This window comes from Sphingomonas sp. JC676 (assembly GCF_014489075.1).
Lineage (GTDB): Bacteria > Pseudomonadota > Alphaproteobacteria > Sphingomonadales > Sphingomonadaceae > Sphingomonas.
Map to the genome: position 1 here is coordinate 514,209 of NZ_JACTGR010000002.1, position 17,849 is coordinate 532,057.

Sequence of the window (17,849 nt, forward strand, 5' to 3'; positions counted from 1 at the left end):
GAAAATCAGCTGACGCGGCCGAGCTTGTCGATCGCGTTCTTGCGCATGTCGGACATGCTGTCGGAGATATGCTGGCTGGTCTGGTAGGCGCGCAGGATCTCGATCATGTCCGTGGTCTCGGTGATCGCGTTGACGTTCGATCCCTCGACCCCGCCGCTCTTGAGGCTGGTCTCGGCCGCCGTGAGCTCGCGGCCGCTGGTGCCGTTGAACATCCCGTCGCCGCGCGGGTCCATATTGGCTTCGTCGAACACGGTGACCGTCAGGCGGCCGATCGGGCCGTTCGCACCGCTCACGGTGCCGTCGGAACCGATGCTCAGCTTGCCCGCATCCTCGGGCGAGACGGTGATCGGCTTGCCGCCCTCGCCCAGCAGGCGCTGGCCGCCCGAGGTGGCGAGCTCGCCGGTCTCGAGCACCTTCACGAACCCTGCGCGTGTATAGGCGGTGCCCCCGCCCGGCGCCTCGACCGCGAGATAGCCCGGGCCGTCGATCATCACGTCGAGCGGATTGCCGGTCACCTGGAACGCTCCGGCGGTGACGTCGTGCACCGCGCCATAATCGAGCACGAACGACGTCTGCTTGGCCGGCTTCACCGTGGAATCGGTCTTCTCGACATATTCGCGGAACACGGGCTGCTCGCGCTTGAAGCCTACCGTATTCATGTTGGCGAGGTTGTTCGCCGTCACGTCGAGCCGGCGCCGCAGCGCCTGTTCCTGACTCAGGAGCACATAAGAGGAGATGTCCACCGGACCGTCCTTCGATTTTTTTCACTAGGCAGAAATTGCCGGGTGATGCTCCTATAATAGGAAGAAATCGCATGAGCGGGTCTCACCGCACGCGAATTCGAAAGGTCCAGGGCATGTCGGCGGAAATCGTCGAAGAGAAAGTGGCGGCGCCGGCAGTGGCAAAGCCCAAATCGAACAAGAAGCTGATGGTCATCGGCGCAGCGACGGCGGCAGTGCTGTTGCTCGGCGGTGGCGGCGGTACCGCGTTCTTCCTGTTCTCGGGCTCGAAGGCCCATGCGGAGGGATCCGACAAGGACGGCAAGGCCAATCTCCCCCCCGGTGCACATGGTGAGTCCGGCGAACGCGAGGGCAATTTCGTCGAAGTGCCCACGATGGTGGTGAACCTGCGTTCGCCCGACGGCGCGATGCGGTTCCTCAAGCTGCACTTCCTGCTGGTGCCCGGGCCTAATAGCGACGCCGCGGCCCTCAAGGACAAGCTGCCGCTGATCCTCGACTCCTATCAGCCCTTCCTGCGCGAGCTTCGGCCCGAGGATCTGGCGGGCTCCGCCGCGGTCTTCCGCGTCAAGGAAGAGATGCTGATCCGCGCCAATAACGTCGCCGGCGCGGGCTCGGTCAGCGACATCCTGATCGAGGATCTGGTGCAGCAATGATCGATCTCGACGATTTCGACCTGCCCGAACCTCCCGCCCCCCCGATGGGCGTCGGCGAGGATGTGCGCTTTGACCAGTCCGACATCGACGCGCTGTTCGGCGATCTGGGCGCGCCCACGGCCAAGAAGAAGGGCCTGCGCGCGGTCATCGAATCCAAGGTCATCAGCCATGAGCGGCTGCCGATGCTCGAAGTGGTGTGCGACCGCGTCGTGCGCGCCTTCGCCACGTCGATGCGCAACCTCACTTCGGATGCGATCGACGTCAGCCTCGAGGAAGTGACCTCGACGCGTTTCGGCGAGTTCATGAACCGTGTCGCATTGCCTGCGATGATCGGCGTGTTCCAGGTCAAGGAATGGGAGAGCTACGGCCTCGTGGCGGTCGAATCCGGCCTGATCTATGCGGTGGTCGACGCGCTGCTCGGCGGCCGCGGCGGCAACGCGCCGCTGCTGATCGACGGCCGCGCCTTCACCACGATAGAGACCGGCCTGGTCTCGCGCATGCTGACGCTGGCACTCCAGGATTTCGCCGACGCGTTCGAGCCGATCGAGCCGATCACGATCGATCTGGAGCGCATCGAGACCAATCCGCGCTTCGCCGCGATCGCCGGCACGTCGAACATCTGCGCGATCGCCACGTTCCGGGTCGACATGGACGGCCGCGGCGGCGATTTCACCCTGGTCTTCCCCTACGCCATGCTCGAGCCGGTGCGCCACAAGCTGCTCCAGCGCTTCATGGGCGAGAAGAACGGCCGCGACAGTATCTGGGAGGCCCATATGGCCGCCGAGATCCGCAAGACCAACGTCACGGTCAATGTCGTGCTGGGCGAGAAGGCGATGCCGTTGGCCGCGCTCGAAGCGCTCGAAGTCGGCCAGACGATCGCGCTCCACAAGAGCCCCGACGATTCCCTCGATATCGCTTGCGGCGGCGTCAAGCTCGCCGAGGCGCAGATCGGCCAGCGCCGCGGCAAGATCGCCGTGCGCCTGGTCACCGATGTTTCCCCCAAGCAAAAGGGCAAGTCATGAGCCTCGCTATCCTCGCCAATGTGCTGACGATGATCCTCTGCATGGCCGTGCTGGTGCAGAGCGTGCGGATGATGCGGAGCCTCCGCACCGTCAAGGACGGGGCGCTCACCGAAGTGGTCGGCGCGCTGGAGAAGGCGACCGGCCAGGCGCGCGCCGTGCTTTCGGACATGAAGTCCACGCTCGGCACCGAATGTGCCCAGCATGCCCGGCTCGTCGGCCAGGCACGCGACCTGCGCGACGAGCTTTCGGACATGATCGGCATCGCCGATTCCGCCTGTGAGCGGATCGTCAACTCGGTCGGCATCGCCAATGCCCATCGCGGCGTCGAGCCGATCGACGTGGAGGCCGAAGCCGAGATCAAGGCTGAGGCAGCCTGATGGCCCGCCCCTCGCTCCTCCTGCTGACCGCGGCCGCGTCGGCGCTGGCGGTCGTCGCCAATGCCGCGACGCTCGCCGTGCCCGATCAGGATTCGGCGGCCAAGACCCGCCTCGGCAATTCGATCGAGCAGGACATCAACGCCCGCGACTCCGCCGCGGCGAAGCGCAAGCGCGGCCTCGACCTGCGCGAACAGGCCGCCAAGGCCGCCGAAGCCCGGCTCCAGGCCGATCTCGAAGCGCGCCAGAAGCAGGCAGCGGCAACCGCACCCGCCGGTGGCGGCATGTCCGGCAACGATCCGATGCTGCCGGCGGAGGCGCAATATGACGAGCTCGCCCGCATCTACCAGGCGATGAAGCCCGCCAAGGCGGCTTTGGTCTTCGAGCAGCTCGACATGGAAGTGCAGATGAAGGTCGCGCAGCGCATGCGCGCCAATTCGACCGCGTCGATCCTGGCATCGATGACCCCCCGGGGCGCCGCGGCGCTCAGCATGGCACTGGCGCGCAAGAGCGCGGCACGCCCGCGTCCGGTTGCAGTGGCTCCGGCACCGGCGACGCCGGCCGCCGTGGCGAAGCCCGCGACAATGGCGCGCCGCTAATCCTTTTCCGTCACCCCGGCCTTGTGCCGGGGTTCACTTCGCCGCGCGCAAGCCGCTCAAGGCTCAATCGCCTCGCCCAGACCTCGGTGGACCCCGGCACAAGGCCGGGGTGACGGATGGGGAGGCGGCGTGCGCCCAAAATTTCGCTGGAAATGTGGGATTTCGCTTGAGACATGCACCGTGTCTTTGAAATCCTGAATATCGAAACGGTCGCGCGCGCTCTCATATGTGCGCGCGCGAAGAACCCCTGACCTTTGTGACTTTAGGGTAACCGGCTACCGCTGGATCAGCGCTGCGAAGCGCGCACCTCGACGATCAGCACGCGGGTGATTCCCGGTTGTGCGGCCTTGATCGCCGCGGTCAGATCATGATCGAGCTGTTCGGCATCTACCGCGCGCAGGCCCGATGCATTGAGCCGCGCGAATTCGAGCCCCGCCGCCACCGATGCCGCGCGCAGCACCGGCAGGTCCTTGATCACCTGCGCCGCCACCTGGCTGTTGCCGGCCTCCAGGACCAGCTTGAAATAGAGCGATCCGGCCATGCGATCGGCATCGATGATCGGCACGGTGATCTCGTCCATCGGCACGAGGTTGAGACCCTCGCCGCCGCCACCGCCGCCTCCGGACGCCTGGGCAAGACCACCCGGCAACGGCGTCGCCACCGCGGCGAGACCCAAAGCCGCCAGCTTGCTCCTGCGCACTGAAATTCTCCTCGTAGCGGGCGGCCCGCGGACGCGCCCAACATTCTATAATAGAGGGAAATCATCGAGCAGGTGCAGACTTGAGCCACGATCAACGCCCCGGAAAGATGCGCGTCGTCCAGGACGCCGCGACCGCGAACCGCAATCGCAGAAGCGATGTGACGGCCGCGGCCAGCGTCGCGGCGCGAACCGATACGGGCGTCGCGAATGGCGCAGCCGGCTCGAGCCGGGCCGGAAGCGACGCCGCTGCCGCCAGGAAAGGTTTGTCGATGCTTCAGGCGGGCCTCTTCCTGCTCGCTTGCGTGATCGGCGGCGTCACCGTCGCCGTTCTGCGGCCGTTCTGATGCGCACCAGTCTGATCGCGCTCCTCGCCGGGGCAACCGTAGCGACGCCGCATGAGGCGGCGCCGAATGTCGCCGTGGCCGCCGTCCAGGTGCCCGCCCCACCTCCCGCGCGGATTTCCAAGCTGCCTCCCTTCGCCGCCCAGCTCGCACAGGGTGCGCAGCTCACCGACGGATCGGCATGGCAAGGCCCGACCGGCCCACAGGCCTGGACGCTGCTAGCCGCAGCCAGGCCCGATGCCCGCCAGGCGACGCGCTGGAGCTATGCGCTCGGACTGATCGGCGAAGGCCGCGGCGCGGATGCGCTGGGCGTGCTCGAGACGATGCGCGCGGACGACAATGATCTCGCGCTGGTCACCCAGTTCCAGCTCGCCATGGGCGCCGCGTTGACCTTGATCGGCCGCGACGACCAGGCCGTCGAATCGCTCTCCGGGCCCGATCTCACCGCCAATGCCGAGGCCTGTGCCTGGCGGCTGCGCGCGCTCGCCCACGCCAATCTCGCGAAACAGGCCGCGCGCGAAATCAACTGCGCGATCCCCGTGATCAATGCGCGTGCGCCGTTCGATCGCCGCCCCTTCATGAGCGCCGCCGCCAAGGCTGCGATCGACATCGGTCAGCCCGGGCCCGCGCTTGCCTGGCTCAAGCTGTTCGGAGACAATGAACCCGAAGCCAATCTGCTGCGCGGCCGCGCGCTGCTGGCGATGGGCGAGACCGCCGGCGGCCTGCTGCGCCTGGCTCGCGCCGAAGAGAGCGGCGATCCGGGTGTCCAGGCCGGCGCGCGCCTGGCCAAGATCGAGACGGGTCTCGCCACCCACCGGATCCCGCCCGCCGACGCGTTCAAGCAGCTCGATGCGCTGCGCTATGTCTGGCGCGGCGGGCCGACCGAGGAGCAAGCGCTGCGCCTCCAGTTCCGGATCGCGAGCGAGGCGCATGATCTGCGCGGCTCGCTGCGCACCGGCGCCACGCTGCTACGCTATTTCAAGCTGGGCGACGATGGCGGCTCGATGCTCGCCGAGCTCCAGGCCCGGCTCAGCGCCGCGCTGCTGCCCGAAAGCGGCGTCTCGCTGCCCGACGCGGCCGGCCTTTACTGGGATTACAAGGAGCTGGCGCCTTCGGGCGCGGAAGGCGATGCGCTCGCGTTCCGCCTCGCCGGCCGGCTCCAGGCCGCGAGCCTCTATGCCCGCGCTGCCGAGCTGCTCCAGTATCAACTCACCCAGCGCCGCGAGGATGTGGCGCAGGGCCCGCTCTCGGTAAAGGTCGCCGCGCTCCATATCCTCGCCGGACGGCCCGATCGCGCGCTGGCGGCGCTGCACGATACTGAGCAGCCCGACTATACCGATCAGATGCGCTGGGACCGCAAGCGCGTCGAAGCCGTCGCGCTGCACCAGCTCGGCCGGGACGGCGCGGCGATGGCGGCGCTCGACCAGGTTCCCGATGCCGCAGCGGTGCGCGCCGAGATCCATTGGCGCTCGAAGGACTGGGGTGCCTTCGTCACCGAGAGCGAGGCCATGCTGCCCGCGCCCAAGGGGCTGGGCGAACCCGGCCAGGCCGCGGTGCTGCGCCAGGCCGTCGCGCTCGCGATGCTCGGCCGCGAGGACAAGCTCCAGGCGCTGCGCGCCCGCTATGGTGCGATCTTCAAGACGCTGCCCAGCGCCCGCGCCTTCGATCTGCTGACTCGCAAGGTCGAAACGATCGACCCTGCCGCGCTGGGCGAGGCGATGGGCGCGATCCCCGAGGCGAGCCCCGCGGGCGCGATCGGCGACCTGCTCGACGCCAGCGCGACCTGATCGCCTCCTGCCATCCGCGGCCACATAAAAAGGGCGTCCCGGGCAAGAACCCGGGACGCCCTTTTTATTCGCCTCCCCGCCGGCATCGCCGTACGGAAGGGCTCTCTCGTTACTTCAGATAGTCGACTAGGCTCAGCCCGGAGAGCTGCGAGAATACCGAGTAGCTCGCCTTGAGCACGGTCTGCTGTTGGGCGATGTCGACCGCCACCTGGCCCAGATCGGCGTCCTCGTTGGTCTCGATCACACCGTTCAGCAGCAGCGACCGCTCGTCACCGCGCTTTGCGAGCGTCTCGACTTGGTTTTGCTTGCGGCCGTTCTCGGCATTGACCGCACGAAGATCGCCCAGCCCGGTGTCGAACTGGCTCACGACTAGCTTCAGCGCATCCATCTGCGCCGCGGTGGGCTGGTCGCCGATGTTGCCCGCCTGGGCGAGCGTGCGGAAAGCCTCATACATGTTCTTGCCGAGCGCACTCGCGCTGATCCCATAGGTCACGTCGACCCCGTCGGCGACCCGCGCGGTCGACTGTACGCCATCGTCCTTGAAGGCGTCGGCGCCGGTGGTCGTCGCCGCGTCGGCGAGCGTGTTCGGGACGAACGGCGGCTGGCCCGTCTGCGATCCGCCGAACAGCGGCGTGCCGCCCTCGGAAGCGTTGAGCGAGGAGCGGAACTGGCTGAATGCCGCGTTGATCGCCTCCTGCAACCCCGACGACTGGCCGGTGCCGACGGTGGTCGTGATCTGCTGCTTCAGGTCCTCGATCGAGTCCTGCATGCCTTCGATCTGGCCTTGATAGAGTGACAGGGTCGTGCCGACGCGCTTCGACACGGTCGACTGTGCATCCTGGCGGGCGAGCAGGCTGTGCGCGGAAAGGTTGCGCACGGTCTCGGTGCCGAGCGAGGCGAAGTCCGAGGCCTTTTTGGTGGTGGAGAGCTGCGTTTGGCTGATCGCGAGCTTTTCCTGCGCACGCTGAATGGCGTCGGACATCGTGCGCTGAAGGGGAATGGTTGCAACCCGTGCCATGATGTTCTCCGTTATCGGACCATGCCGATGAGTGTGTCGTACATTTCGCTGGCGGTGGTCAGCACGCGGGCCGCGGCGCCGTAGCTGTTCTGGAGCACCACCATGAGCTGGAGCTCCTCGTCGATATTGACGCCCGAGAAGCTGTCGCGGCGATTGACCGCATCGTCCTTGCGCGCGGTGGCGTCGTTCAGCGAGTCCTTCGCCTGGCTTGCCTCCAGCCCGGTATGCCCCAGCAACAGGCTCGAGAAGCGCTCGACCGTGCTGCTGCCGTCCTTGCCCATGTCGACGGCCGTGCCGAGCCGATCGACGAACGCCGTGGCGCCGCGCGTATCGCCGGCGCCGAGCGCCTTCGCGCCCACCACCGCGTCCATCTGGAAGCGCGCGAGCGGCAATTTGGTCGGGGTGGCCACGATGTCCGAACGAACCTGGCCGGTGCTCAATCCGCTCGAAAGGCCGTTCAGGCCCATCAGCGACGAGAAGCTGGCACCGGTACCGAGGCGGCTGGTCGAATCCGAGGGAACTGAAAGCGTCGCCCCGGACACCGAAGCATTGGGCTCGAACCGCATGCGCCCACGATTGTCGAGCGAGAAGCTGCCGAAGCTGCCAAGGGGACTGCCGTTGAGTTGCGTCACCAGGTCGCCGACGGTGCCGCCGGCTGCGGGCGTGAGTGTGTAGTTCGCCAGCGAGCGGCCGGACGAATCGCGCAGCACAATCTGCGTCGTCTCGCCGGCGGCGAAGCCGTGCGGATCGCTCGCGTTGAAGCCCGAAGGCACCAGCGTGCTTGTGCCGCTGGTGACCAAGTCGTTCAGCCCGAAATATTGCGATACGCCCACGCCGGCGCGGTCGCTGGGGGTGGTGGGATCCTGGGCCACTACGACGCCGTTGCCGGCACCGTTTGCCTTGATGCTCAGCTTGCCGTCGACAAAGCTCGCTGTCCCCGCCCCGCCCAGCCCGGCGTTGATCGCCGTGACCATATCGTCCACCGTCGCGGTGGGACCGAGAGCGTCGAAATCCACGTTGGTCTTGGCGATCAGTGTGCCATCGGCGCCGGTAACCGCGAAGGTCGCCTTGCCGGTAAAGCCCAGCCGGTCCGTTCCCGCCAGCCCGCTCTGCCGGCCGTTCAGGCTGTTGGGCGCGGGCATGGTGGTTCCGGCGTTCGAGACGCTGTTGAGCGCCTCGGAAAGTCCGCCAAACAATACGCCAAGCTGCTCGTTGAACGCGGGAAGCGCGCGATCGCGCAGATCGAGCAGGCCACCGAGTTTGCCGCCCACGGCCGCAGAATCGATGCTCTCCCCGGTCGATGCGTCGGGATTGGTGAAGCGCAATTCGATCGGCGGATAGCTCGACTGCGCCGTGCCTCCCCCTCCCGATGCCGGATAGGAAAGCTGGCGTACGCGGCGATCGAGCAGCATCGCGCCGGTCGCGGTTTCGATGGTGACCCGGCCGTCGGCCTGGTCGCGCACGTTGCACGAGATGAGGCCGCTCAATTCCTCGATCGCGCTCATCCGCTCGTCGGCGGCGCCGCCGGCGCTTTGGCCGAGGACGGTCGCCTGGGAGACTGTCGAGTTCAGGTCATTGATGCGCTTGAGCAGGCTGTTGATCTTGTCGACCGAATAGCTGACTTCGGATTCGACATCGCCGCGCAGCCCGTCAACATCCTTGCTGATCTGCTGCATCGACGAGATCGCATCCTGCACGTCGCCGGTGAAGACCGCGACGGTCTGCGCCGAGGATTGCGAACCCGTCATCGCCACGGCGGATGCCGAAATCGCGTCCAGCCTGGCCGGCAGACCCGACGAAGCGCCGGGCGCGCCGAGCAGCGACTGCAACCGATCCAGATAGCTGGAGGTGACGTCGGCACGGCCAAAGTCGCCAGCACGCCGATAGACGGTGGATTCGAGGAAACGATCGGCGATGCGGGTTGGCTCGCCGATAACGACGCCGCTGACCTGCCCGCCGGATACGCCGGTCGTGAGGGATACGCGTTCGCGCGCATATCCCGCCACGCCGACGTTGGCGATATTGTTGGAGACCGCGCGAAGCCCGGCCTGGGCCGCAGCCAGGCCGGACGTCGCCGTTCCCAATATGTCGTTGAGCGACATTCCTTGACCCCTCGCCGTCGTTCAGATCAGCGCTTCAGATTGCTGACTTCTTGCAGCATGTCGTCGACCGTGGTGATGATCTTCGACGATGCGCTGTAGGCCCGCTGGAAGCGGATCATGTTGGTGAACTCGCTGGCGAGATCGACGGTCGAGGATTCGAGGTTGTTGGCGAGGAGATTGCCCGCGCCAAGCGAGCCCGGCACCTTCATCGTCGGGCTGCCCGAGGTCTTGCTGGGGGTGTAGCCGTTGCCCGAGACACGGGTCAGGCCGTCGGGATTTGGGAAGGTTGCGATCGGCAGCTGGAACACTTCGCGGGTGGTGCCGTCGGCGAAGATCGCGCTGACGCGCCCGGTCTTGCTGATGTCGATCGAGGCCAGATTGCCCAGCACGCCGCCATTGACGGTCGACGAGAGCAAAGCCGAGACGTCGCTCGACTGCACGATGCCGTTGATCCCCTTATCGTCGCCGAGCTGGAGATCGATCGGCACCGACGACGCGCCGTTGGTCCAGGTGGCCACCAGCGGATTGAACAGCGCCGCGGTCGATCCGGCGCGGTCGAGGCTGCCGTCGCCATTGAACTTCATGGTGCCGCTCGACAGCAGGCCGCCGGTCTGGGTGACGTCGGTGGCGGGCGTTGCGTAGACTTCGGTAGCCCAGGTATTGGCGCCGGTCTTGAGGAAGCTGATCGAGACCTGGTGCGACGCGCCCTGGCCGTCCGAAATGTCGAACGAGCGCGTAAAGTCCGGCTTCACGGCACCGCTGGCCATATTGCCCGCGACATAGGTTGCCGCGGCGGCGCTGACCGTCGTGGTCGACTGGAGGTTGGCATGGATCTGGAGCTTGGTCGTCGGGCTCGCGGTGCCGGTCAGGTCGCTCAGGCGCACCGGCGACAGATCGTCCAGGCTGCCGGTATCGGTATAGCCGCCCGACGCATCGAGGCGCCAGCCATAGAGATATTGCTGCGAGGCGTTGCGGAGGAAACCTTCCTCGTCGGGGCTGAATGAACCGGCGCGCGTATAGGCAACGCCGCCGGTCGATGTCGAATTCGACCGGGTGACGAAGAAGCCGCCGCCGTCGATCGCGACGTCGGTGCTGCGGCTCGAAGACTGGAGCAGGCCCTGCTTCGAGATCAGCGGCACGGCAACCGACGAGACGCCGCCGGCGGTGTAGGACGAGCCGACGCGGCCGTCCGTCACCATGGTGCGGAACTGGGCGTCGGTGCCCTTGTACCCGATCGTGTTGATGTTGGTGATGTTGTCGGCGACGATCGCCAAGGCGCTGGCCTCGGCACTCATGCCGGAGACACCTGCGTAGAGAGCGGAATAAAGGCTCAAGTCATACACTCCTGACGATGCCCGCGGATCACCACGCAGGCCACGTCTCCATTGTAGGATGAGGTTCGACGAGACCCAACGGTAGGCAAAAATTGCCGCGTAACCGGCCAAGGGCGGAAAATTGCTCCTATAATGTGAGCAAGCTCCACGAAAGGCACCTACCATGCTTCGCATCACGCTTCGCGATGGCGAAAAGGCGATCGTCAACGGCGCGGTCCTGCGCGCCGTCGGCCGCACCCAGATCGCGGTCGAGAACAAGGTGGCGATCCTGCGCGGCCGCGAAGTCATGCGGCCGGAGGAAGCCACTACCCCCGCGCGCCAGCTCTATTTCTCGGCGATGCTCGCTTATATCGATCCCGCCAGCCGCGACACGCACCACGATATCGTGGTCGGCCTGCTCGGTGCGCTGCTTGCCGGCCTGGCTTCGCCCGAAGCCAAATCGGCGTGCATCCGCTTCGCCCAGGATCTCGCCCAGGGCGACTATTACAAGGCGCTGGCCGCCGCACGCGAACTGATCGCGTTCGAAGCCGAGGCCGCCGATCCCGAGCATCAGGCCGCCTGAGGCCCAAGGGTACGGACCCTAACCATGCAGACCCTTGCCAGTGCCGCGCGGGCGATCCGCGACATGGTGCCCGACCGCAGGTTCGGCCGCGTCGTCGCCGTGCGCGGCGCGCTGATCGAAGTCGAAGGACTCGCCGGCGTCGCGCAGATCGGCAGCCGTGTCGTGATCTCCGCCCCCGGCGGCCGCGTCGAAGCCGAAGTTACTGCGCTCGACCGTAGTGTCGCTTTGTGCCTGCCGTTCGTCGATCCCCAGGGCGTCGGCCTGGGCGCGCGCGCCGAGCTTGGCGCCGGCCAGTTCAGCGTGCGCCCGTCCAGGGCATGGCTCGGCCGGATGATCGACGGGCTCGGCCGCCCGGTCGACGGGCTCGGTCCGCTCGTCAACGGTGCGGACCCCCAGCCGATCAAGGCGCCCCCGCCCGCCGCGGCCAACCGCGCGCGCGTCGCCGAGCGGATCGAGACCGGCGTGCGCACGCTCGATCTGTTCGCGCCACTCTGCCGCGGCCAGCGGCTCGGCCTGTTCGCAGGATCGGGCGTCGGCAAATCGGTGCTGCTCTCGATGCTCGCGCGCTGGACGCAGTGCGATGTCGCGGTGATCGGCCTGATCGGCGAGCGCGGCCGCGAAGTGCAGGAATTCATCGAGGACGATCTGGGACCCGAGGGCATGGCCCGCTCGGTCGTCGTCGTCGCCACGTCGGACGAGCCCGCGCTGATGCGCCGCCAGGCCGCCTGGACCACGCTGGCGGTCGCCGAGCATTTCCGCGACCAGGGCCTCAACGTACTGTGCCTGATGGACTCGGTCACCCGCTTCGCGATGGCGCAGCGCGAGATCGGCCTCGCCTCGGGCGAGCCCCCCGCGACCAAGGGCTATACCCCCACCGTCTTCGCCGAGTTGCCCCGCCTGCTCGAACGCGCCGGCCCCGGTGCGCCGGGGTCGGGGATGATCACCGGCCTGTTCACCGTGCTCGTCGATGGCGATGACCATAACGAGCCTGTCGCCGACGCGGTGCGCGGCATCCTCGACGGTCACGTCGTGATGCGCCGCGCGATCGCCGAGCGCGGCCGCTATCCGGCGATCGACGTGCTCAAATCGGTGTCGCGCACCTTGCCGCACTGCCTGAGCGAGGAGGAGAACCAGACCCGTCTCGCCGCCCGCAAATTGCTCTCGACCTATGCCGATATGGAAGAGATGGTCCGGCTCGGCGCGTACAAGGCGGGATCGTCCGAGGAGGTCGACCGCGCCGTGGCGCTCGCCCCGCGTATCGAGGCGCTGATCAACCAGGGCAAGAACGACCAGGGCAGCGCCCAGGCCGCCTTCGCCGCGCTCGCCGAAATCGTCGAGATGGGCCAGGTCGACGCAGGCAAGGCAGGCGAATGACTCCGTTCGACACCGCGCTCCGCGTCCAGCGCCGCGAGGTCGATGCCGTGAAGGTCTCGATCAGCATCGAGGTCGAACGCATCACCACGCTCGAGGCGCAGTCGCGCACGCTCGCCGAACGCGCCCGCGAGGAGCGCGCGCTCGCCACCAGCCTCCCCATCGCCTCCGACGCCTGGGCCGCGCGGATGAAATACGAGCAGATCCGCATCAACGAAGCCGCCTATCTGGCCCAGGCCCGGCTCGGCCAGCTCCGCGCCCAGGCCGTCGAAGCCTATGGCACGATGCGCGCGATCGAAGGCGCTGCCGAACGCTATCAGGACGAAGCCGACCGCACCGCCGCCACCGCCGAGCAGACCGGCATCGACGACATCGCCGCCGCGCGCTTCCTGCGCGCGCGCCGCGCGACCGGGAGCCGTTCGGCATGATCGCCCGCGCCGACCAGCTCGCCCAGCTCACCCCCGCCAAGCGCGCGCAGGTGATCTTTGCCGAGGCACAGTCGCAGCTCTCGACGCGGTTGTGGCGGGCCGCGCTAGGCGACAGCGACCGCAAGGACGATCGCGAGACCTCGCCCTTGGCGCCGAAGAACCTGCAAATGGATTCGCTGCTCGAACTGCTCGGGGGCCAGGCGCCCGCAGGCAAGGCCGGCACTTGCGGCTGCCACTGCGCCTGCGCCTGCCATGCCGGCGGCCAGCAAGGCGCGACCGGCGGCGACGCGTTCACGGATGCCGAGGCGATGGTGGCGCGGCCCGCCGCGCTGGTCGCCGCACCCGCTGCCGCCGTCTCGACCGGCGGGCTCCAGCTCGGTGCCAATACGCGCTACGGCTGGGCCTTTGCCGGCGCCGAGCAACGCACCGGCATCCCCGCTCCGGCGCTCGCCGCGATCGTCGATGCCGAAGCCGCGAAGAGCCATGACGGAAGCTGGAATACGCTTTCGCGCAATCCACGATCGAGCGCGGCCGGGCTCGGCCAGTTCCTGAGCGGGACCTGGCAGGACCTTGCGCAGACTCAGGGCACCTGGCTCAACACGATCGCCAGCCAGAAGGGCTGGCTCGATGCGCGCGGCAAGGTCGATCCTGCCAGCCGTGCCGAGCTGCTGGCCCTGCGCTACGACCCCCAGGCGTCGATCGCCACCGTCGCCGACATGGCCAAGCTCAATCTCGATCGGCTCGAGAAATCGGGCATTCGCGTGCGTACCGATTCCGAAACGCTCGCCAAGGCCGCCTATCTCAGTCACCATCTCGGCTTCGGCGATGCCCGCAAGTTCCTGGGCACCGGCATCGAGCCGGGGCGCGCGCGCATGCTGCTCGCTGCCCAGATCGGCGAAAGCGCGGCGGATCAGCGCATCGCGGGTACCGGCAATGCGGTCCAGGCGCACCGCCAATGGCTGCTCGGCTTTATCGATCGCCGGATTCAGCCGCAAAAATTTTCCTCCTAAAATTTTTCCTATAATGATTATTGGCCATGGGTTTCGATGGCTAACAACGCATTAACCATATGGTTTTCCACAGTTTTCCACAGGAAAGTCTTGCCTAGGGAGTTGCGCGCTAGGGGATTACACCTATAGGATGAATTAGTACTCCTTTAATTCATTCAGGCGAAATCTCCCCTTGTCGACGGGGCGCTTCAACGCGCTCCGCCGCGCACATCAGGGGGAAGAGATTTCATGTCGAAGACCACGATCGCGCTCGAAGCAGCCGTCGCCATTGTCATCGAAAATTCGCCGAAGGAAGCGAAGCAGACCAACCGTCAGCGCGCGGAGGTCGATCGCGCCTTTGCCCGGATCCTGAAGCTCATCGCCCCTCGCATCCGCCACTTCATCCGCCAGTACGGCCTCACCGCGCATTGGGACGATGCCGAGCAGTGCTGCGCGATCGCCGTCCACCGCGCCATCCAGGCTTATGAGCCGGAAAAGGCGCAGTTCACCACCTTCGTGAACTGGCAGATCCGCGGCGAGCTCCAGAGCCTCCGCTTCCGCCTGATGACCGATCAGCGCCCGTCGGCGAAGAAGGTCGAGGCGACCACCGTCTCGCTCAGCGCGATCGCCCTCTCGCCGGACGGCGACGAAATGTCGCCCGAAGCGATGATCGAGGACGAAGACGCCCTCTCCCGCACCGAAGCCGCTGCGTCCGATTATCTCGCCGATGGCGCGATCTCATCGCTGATCGACGCCTATGTCGATCAGCTCCGCAAGGTGGGCATCGAGCAGCTGCGCCGCCGCCCCCGCCCGAAGCGGGAAGAGGCCGCGCTCCGCCGCGAAGGGCCGCGCCTCCGCGTCGCCACCCATGGCATCGATCCGGCCGAACTCGACAAGCTCGAAGCCAAGCTCGAGCGTGATCGCGAGATCGTCGCCCGCCGCGTGTTCCAGACCGCCACGCTCGACGATCTCTCGCTCGAGACCGGCGTCACCAAGGAGCGCGTCCGTCAGATCACCAAGCGCGCCGCCAAGACGATCGCCGAGATCGCCGCCGCCGATCCGCGTTTCGCGGTGATGGCTGAATATGGCGAGCCAGCCGCAAAGCGCCGCCAGCCGGCGTCGAGCCGCGTCGCTACCCCGATCCTTCCGGATGCGGGCCAGCTGCACAATCGCCTGGCAAGCGTCGTCGCGATCGACCCGGCAACGCTGAGCACCGCGGCAATCGCCGCAGCCGAACTTCCGGCCGAGCGCGTCGAGGCCATTCTGCTTGCCGCTTCAGCTGCACCGTCCAGCGCTGCCCTCCATTGAGAATGCGCGGACTCGATCCGCGCATCCTATAATGTGACTACAGCTCTGGGGATCCGACGATGCAGCGCCAACCTGAAATTCTAGCCCCGGAAGCCGCGGTCCAGACGCTGCCGCGGCCCAACCGGAAGCTCACCGAGCTGGCACGGGAAGTGGTTCGCTGTGCCCAGCCGTTGCTCCCGCAAGGCGCCGGGCTGTTCCTCGGCCTGCAGCGCGACACCGAAGATACGCTGCGGCTGATCTGGTGGCGCCGCGACGATTTCCGCCTGATCGCGGAGATCGCGGCTTCGGCCGAAGGCTTCTGCCCGGAAGACACGGCGGAAGGCGCGATGCAGGATGCCGCCACGGCGCTGCTCGCCTATCTGGGGGGCCGTTGGCCGGCGACGCCCACACAGTTCGGTGTGATCACTGATGGAGTCGGCGTGGCGTTCGCGCCCGAGCATCCCGCGCCCGCCAGCGAAGGCTGGTTGCTGCGGCATGCAAGCGGCGCAGGTTCGCTCACCGCGATTCTTCCGCTCGACCGCGAAGGGCCCTGCGCTCTGCTTTGCGGTCCAATCCGTCCACTTTCATTCCATTAAATTACACAGCATTAACCTTGCGTTATCCTAAAAATACTTCAAGGTAGTCCGTAGCGTGTCCAAAATGGATGTGCGAGGGGACTGAAATGGCGAAGATCAAGGGCAAGGGACGGCGTCCGGACGCTGGATCAACCCCGGGCGAGGTGCGGATAGATCTGCATCGCGCATTTATTTTTCCCAATCGCATGCGCGACCAGCGCCGCAGCCATGGCTATCCCAAGCTGCTGCGTCTCGCCGCTGCGATCCCCGAAATCCCCTATATCCGCCTGTCCAAGATCGAGCGCGGCGAGGTCGTCGCGCGGCCCGACGAGATTCGCCGCATCGCCGCGATGCTGGGAATCGCGCCGGCCGACCTGTTGCTCGACATCGACGCGCCGGGCTTCGATATCGCGGCCTGGGCCCAGCCGTTCGAGGATGGCAGCGCGCCCGATCTCGCGGAGGAACGGTTCGCCGTGCTGCTCGGCGCCGCGCTGCGCGCCCGCCGCGCCACCGATTCCGCGCTCACCATCGCCACGGTGGAACGCGAATACAGCCTCCCGCCGGTCAATCTGTCGCGCATCGAGAATGCGCAAAAGCCGTTCGCGCGCTGGAACGCGGCGACCCAGTCCGCGCTATATGCGCTGTTCGGCGTGTCCAGCGAGGCCGGGCTGCGGCATGTGGTGGAGGAACGTCACCACGCCGGCGCGCTCGACGCCTTCATCGCCAATGTTTCCGATCCCGCGGCCCGGCACGCGCGCAGCCGCGGACGCATCGCCGAGCTTGCCGCCGCACTGGAAGCACCCGCCACCCCGCCATCCCCCGCCCAGCGCGCCACGCCAGCCGCAATCGGTTCGGTGCGGCTGATCGGCGTGCGCGGCGCACCACTGCCAAATGGTTTGATCGCCGACACCCTCACTAGCGAGACCGTGGAGGCGCCGCACGTCGCCGGCCCGCGCGCCTTCGGCCTCAAGGTCGGTCGTGCCACGCTCGGTGGCGGACTGCCCAGCCAGGCGACCGTCATTGCCGACCCCGACCGCCTGCCCGTTCCCGGCGGCCTGGCGGCGCTGCGCGAGGAAACGGGCTGGCGCCTGCTCTCGGTCGGATCGGACCGCGCCGGCCGCATGATCGGCTACAGCGTCAATCCCGATCTCGAAGTGGCGCTCGACGATTGCGATCCCGCGCTGCTCGCCGCGATCGTCAGCGCAATCTTCGTCTGAGCGCGGCTCCGTGACATCTCCGCGCGCCATGCTAAGGCGCCGCCATGGGTGATCTCATCGTCATCGAGGGCGCCGACGGCGTCGGCAAGAACACCGCCTCGCGCGGCGTGTGCGACGCGCTCAACGCCGCCGGCCGCAGCGCGGTCGTGATCGGCTTTCCGCGTTATGGCGAGACCGCCGCCGGCGTCACGATCGGCCGCTTCCTTGCCGGCGAGATGCCCGTGCCTGTCACGCCCCGCGCCGCCGCCGTGCTCTACGCGCTCGACCGGCTCGAATGGCGCGACGCGATCCTGGAAGCGCAGGCTGCCCATGACGTCGTGATCTTCGATCGCTACATCGCCTCCAACATGGCCTATCAGGCCGCCAAGCTCGAAGCCGCCGAGGCGCGCGCGATGATGGATTGGATTCTCGCGCTCGAAATCGGCCAGTTCGCCCTGCCGCGCCCTACCCTTTCCATCTACCTCGACACGCCGTGGGACCTCGCCCGCGAGTTGATCCTGAAAAAGGCGCAGCGCAGTTATACCGAAAAGAGCTTCGACGCGTATGAAGCGGATATCGCGCTCCAGCAGCGCGTGCGCACCAATTACGAGGCGATCGTCGCGGCCGATCTGCTGGGGCCCTGGCAGGTCGTCCATGCCAGCGAGGGCGGTGCGATGCGCGCACCGGGCGCGATCGTAGACGAGATTATTTCCCACATCTGAAAACGGGACGCGGGATTTGGACCGTTCGGCTTGACAGCAACGCCGTGCC

Annotated in this window: 19 protein-coding genes; 14 read left to right on the top strand and 5 right to left on the bottom strand. The window is 67.2% G+C overall.

The annotated features are described in order from the left end of the window. Positions 1-5 precede the first annotated feature (5 nt). Positions 6-743 (bottom strand): flagellar hook-basal body complex protein, encoded by a 738-nt coding sequence (locus IAG41_RS09225; protein WP_187728319.1) that lies wholly within the window; start codon positions 741-743, stop codon positions 6-8. 71 nt (positions 744-814) lie between these two features. Between IAG41_RS09225 and IAG41_RS09230 the strand changes: the two genes are divergently transcribed. The 4 genes from IAG41_RS09230 to IAG41_RS09245 are packed head-to-tail and all read left to right on the top strand — an operon-like array spanning position 815 to position 3,388. Next, entirely contained in the window at positions 815-1,393 is a 579-nt protein-coding gene (locus tag IAG41_RS09230) for a flagellar basal body-associated FliL family protein (RefSeq protein ID WP_316251127.1), read from the top strand. Then, positions 1,390-2,415 (top strand): flagellar motor switch protein FliM, encoded by a 1,026-nt coding sequence (gene fliM, locus IAG41_RS09235; RefSeq protein ID WP_187728320.1) that lies wholly within the window; start codon positions 1,390-1,392, stop codon positions 2,413-2,415. The genes IAG41_RS09230 and fliM overlap by 4 nt, the downstream gene beginning before the upstream one ends. After that, positions 2,412-2,792: a DUF6468 domain-containing protein gene (locus IAG41_RS09240; RefSeq protein WP_222950601.1), complete on the top strand. Its 381-nt coding sequence runs from the start codon at positions 2,412-2,414 to the stop codon at positions 2,790-2,792. Before fliM ends, IAG41_RS09240 begins: the two co-directional genes overlap by 4 nt. Next, complete coding sequence (locus tag IAG41_RS09245) at positions 2,792-3,388, top strand: MotE family protein (RefSeq protein WP_222950602.1); 597 nt, start codon at positions 2,792-2,794, stop codon at positions 3,386-3,388. The genes IAG41_RS09240 and IAG41_RS09245 overlap by 1 nt, the downstream gene beginning before the upstream one ends. A gap of 286 nt (positions 3,389-3,674) precedes the next feature. On the opposite strand, the gene IAG41_RS09250 is transcribed toward IAG41_RS09245, so the two are convergent. Further along, positions 3,675-4,088 carry a hypothetical protein gene (locus IAG41_RS09250; protein WP_187728321.1) on the bottom strand — a complete coding sequence of 138 codons (414 nt, stop codon included), beginning with the start codon at positions 4,086-4,088 and terminating at the stop codon, positions 3,675-3,677. Between the two features lie 107 nt (positions 4,089-4,195). On the opposite strand from IAG41_RS09250, the gene IAG41_RS09255 reads away from it, so the two are divergent. Both IAG41_RS09255 and IAG41_RS09260 read left to right on the top strand, forming a co-directional pair. After that, positions 4,196-4,432 (top strand): hypothetical protein, encoded by a 237-nt coding sequence (locus IAG41_RS09255; protein ID WP_187728322.1) that lies wholly within the window; start codon positions 4,196-4,198, stop codon positions 4,430-4,432. Beyond that, a complete protein-coding gene (locus IAG41_RS09260) occupies positions 4,432-6,216 on the top strand; it encodes a hypothetical protein (RefSeq protein WP_187728323.1) in 1,785 nt (594 codons plus the stop codon). Before IAG41_RS09255 ends, IAG41_RS09260 begins: the two co-directional genes overlap by 1 nt. 109 nt (positions 6,217-6,325) lie before the next feature. Here the strand turns inward: IAG41_RS09260 and IAG41_RS09265 are convergent, their stop codons facing one another. Genes IAG41_RS09265 through IAG41_RS09275 form a run of 3 tightly spaced genes read right to left on the bottom strand, consistent with a single transcriptional unit; the run spans position 6,326 to position 10,670 of the window. Continuing rightward, on the bottom strand, positions 6,326-7,234 hold the full coding sequence (locus IAG41_RS09265) for a flagellin (protein ID WP_187728324.1): 909 nt from the start codon (positions 7,232-7,234) through the stop codon (positions 6,326-6,328). An 11-nt stretch (positions 7,235-7,245) separates the two neighbouring features. Then, entirely contained in the window at positions 7,246-9,336 is a 2,091-nt protein-coding gene (locus tag IAG41_RS09270; protein WP_187728325.1) for a flagellar hook-associated protein FlgK, read from the bottom strand. Positions 9,337-9,362: 26 nt separating this feature from the next. Further along, positions 9,363-10,670 (bottom strand): flagellar hook protein FlgE, encoded by a 1,308-nt coding sequence (locus IAG41_RS09275; RefSeq protein WP_262408559.1) that lies wholly within the window; start codon positions 10,668-10,670, stop codon positions 9,363-9,365. Between the two features lie 163 nt (positions 10,671-10,833). On the opposite strand from IAG41_RS09275, the gene IAG41_RS09280 reads away from it, so the two are divergent. The 8 genes from IAG41_RS09280 to IAG41_RS09315 all read left to right on the top strand — a co-directional run bounded on the left by IAG41_RS09280 (position 10,834) and on the right by IAG41_RS09315 (position 17,800). After that, entirely contained in the window at positions 10,834-11,232 is a 399-nt protein-coding gene (locus IAG41_RS09280; protein WP_187728326.1) for a flagellar biosynthesis repressor FlbT, read from the top strand. Positions 11,233-11,256: 24 nt separating this feature from the next. Beyond that, a complete protein-coding gene (gene fliI / locus IAG41_RS09285) occupies positions 11,257-12,606 on the top strand; it encodes a flagellar protein export ATPase FliI (protein WP_187728327.1) in 1,350 nt (449 codons plus the stop codon). Then, positions 12,603-13,031, top strand: coding sequence for a hypothetical protein (locus IAG41_RS09290; protein WP_187728328.1), 429 nt, complete (start codon positions 12,603-12,605; stop codon positions 13,029-13,031). The genes fliI and IAG41_RS09290 overlap by 4 nt, the downstream gene beginning before the upstream one ends. Next, entirely contained in the window at positions 13,028-14,041 is a 1,014-nt protein-coding gene (locus IAG41_RS09295) for a peptidoglycan-binding protein (RefSeq protein ID WP_187728329.1), read from the top strand. Before IAG41_RS09290 ends, IAG41_RS09295 begins: the two co-directional genes overlap by 4 nt. A gap of 228 nt (positions 14,042-14,269) precedes the next feature. Then, complete coding sequence (locus IAG41_RS09300) at positions 14,270-15,328, top strand: sigma factor-like helix-turn-helix DNA-binding protein (RefSeq protein WP_187728330.1); 1,059 nt, start codon at positions 14,270-14,272, stop codon at positions 15,326-15,328. A gap of 59 nt (positions 15,329-15,387) precedes the next feature. Next, positions 15,388-15,903: a hypothetical protein gene (locus tag IAG41_RS09305; RefSeq protein WP_187728331.1), complete on the top strand. Its 516-nt coding sequence runs from the start codon at positions 15,388-15,390 to the stop codon at positions 15,901-15,903. An 86-nt stretch (positions 15,904-15,989) separates the two neighbouring features. After that, the gene (locus tag IAG41_RS09310) at positions 15,990-17,099 is read left to right on the top strand and encodes a helix-turn-helix domain-containing protein (protein ID WP_187728332.1); all 1,110 of its coding nucleotides are present in this window, start codon (positions 15,990-15,992) and stop codon (positions 17,097-17,099) included. Positions 17,100-17,143: 44 nt separating this feature from the next. Next, positions 17,144-17,800 carry a dTMP kinase gene (locus IAG41_RS09315; RefSeq protein ID WP_187728333.1) on the top strand — a complete coding sequence of 219 codons (657 nt, stop codon included), beginning with the start codon at positions 17,144-17,146 and terminating at the stop codon, positions 17,798-17,800. The last annotated feature ends 49 nt before the right edge of the window (positions 17,801-17,849 follow it).

Coding starts and splice junctions, on each gene's coding strand:
- IAG41_RS09245 (WP_222950602.1), top strand. CDS start 2,792: ATGGCCCGCCCCTCGCTCCTCCTGCTGACCGCGGCCGCGTCGGCGCTG.
- IAG41_RS09260 (WP_187728323.1), top strand. CDS start 4,432: ATGCGCACCAGTCTGATCGCGCTCCTCGCCGGGGCAACCGTAGCGACG.
- IAG41_RS09270 (WP_187728325.1), bottom strand. CDS start 9,336: ATGTCGCTCAACGACATATTGGGAACGGCGACGTCCGGCCTGGCTGCG.
- IAG41_RS09310 (WP_187728332.1), top strand. CDS start 15,990: ATGGCGAAGATCAAGGGCAAGGGACGGCGTCCGGACGCTGGATCAACC.
- IAG41_RS09280 (WP_187728326.1), top strand. CDS start 10,834: ATGCTTCGCATCACGCTTCGCGATGGCGAAAAGGCGATCGTCAACGGC.
- IAG41_RS09265 (WP_187728324.1), bottom strand. CDS start 7,234: ATGGCACGGGTTGCAACCATTCCCCTTCAGCGCACGATGTCCGACGCC.
- IAG41_RS09290 (WP_187728328.1), top strand. CDS start 12,603: ATGACTCCGTTCGACACCGCGCTCCGCGTCCAGCGCCGCGAGGTCGAT.
- IAG41_RS09255 (WP_187728322.1), top strand. CDS start 4,196: ATGCGCGTCGTCCAGGACGCCGCGACCGCGAACCGCAATCGCAGAAGC.
- fliM (WP_187728320.1), top strand. CDS start 1,390: ATGATCGATCTCGACGATTTCGACCTGCCCGAACCTCCCGCCCCCCCG.
- IAG41_RS09230 (WP_316251127.1), top strand. CDS start 815: ATGAGCGGGTCTCACCGCACGCGAATTCGAAAGGTCCAGGGCATGTCG.
- IAG41_RS09240 (WP_222950601.1), top strand. CDS start 2,412: ATGAGCCTCGCTATCCTCGCCAATGTGCTGACGATGATCCTCTGCATG.
- fliI (WP_187728327.1), top strand. CDS start 11,257: ATGCAGACCCTTGCCAGTGCCGCGCGGGCGATCCGCGACATGGTGCCC.
- IAG41_RS09315 (WP_187728333.1), top strand. CDS start 17,144: ATGGGTGATCTCATCGTCATCGAGGGCGCCGACGGCGTCGGCAAGAAC.
- IAG41_RS09295 (WP_187728329.1), top strand. CDS start 13,028: ATGATCGCCCGCGCCGACCAGCTCGCCCAGCTCACCCCCGCCAAGCGC.
- IAG41_RS09305 (WP_187728331.1), top strand. CDS start 15,388: ATGCAGCGCCAACCTGAAATTCTAGCCCCGGAAGCCGCGGTCCAGACG.
- IAG41_RS09300 (WP_187728330.1), top strand. CDS start 14,270: ATGTCGAAGACCACGATCGCGCTCGAAGCAGCCGTCGCCATTGTCATC.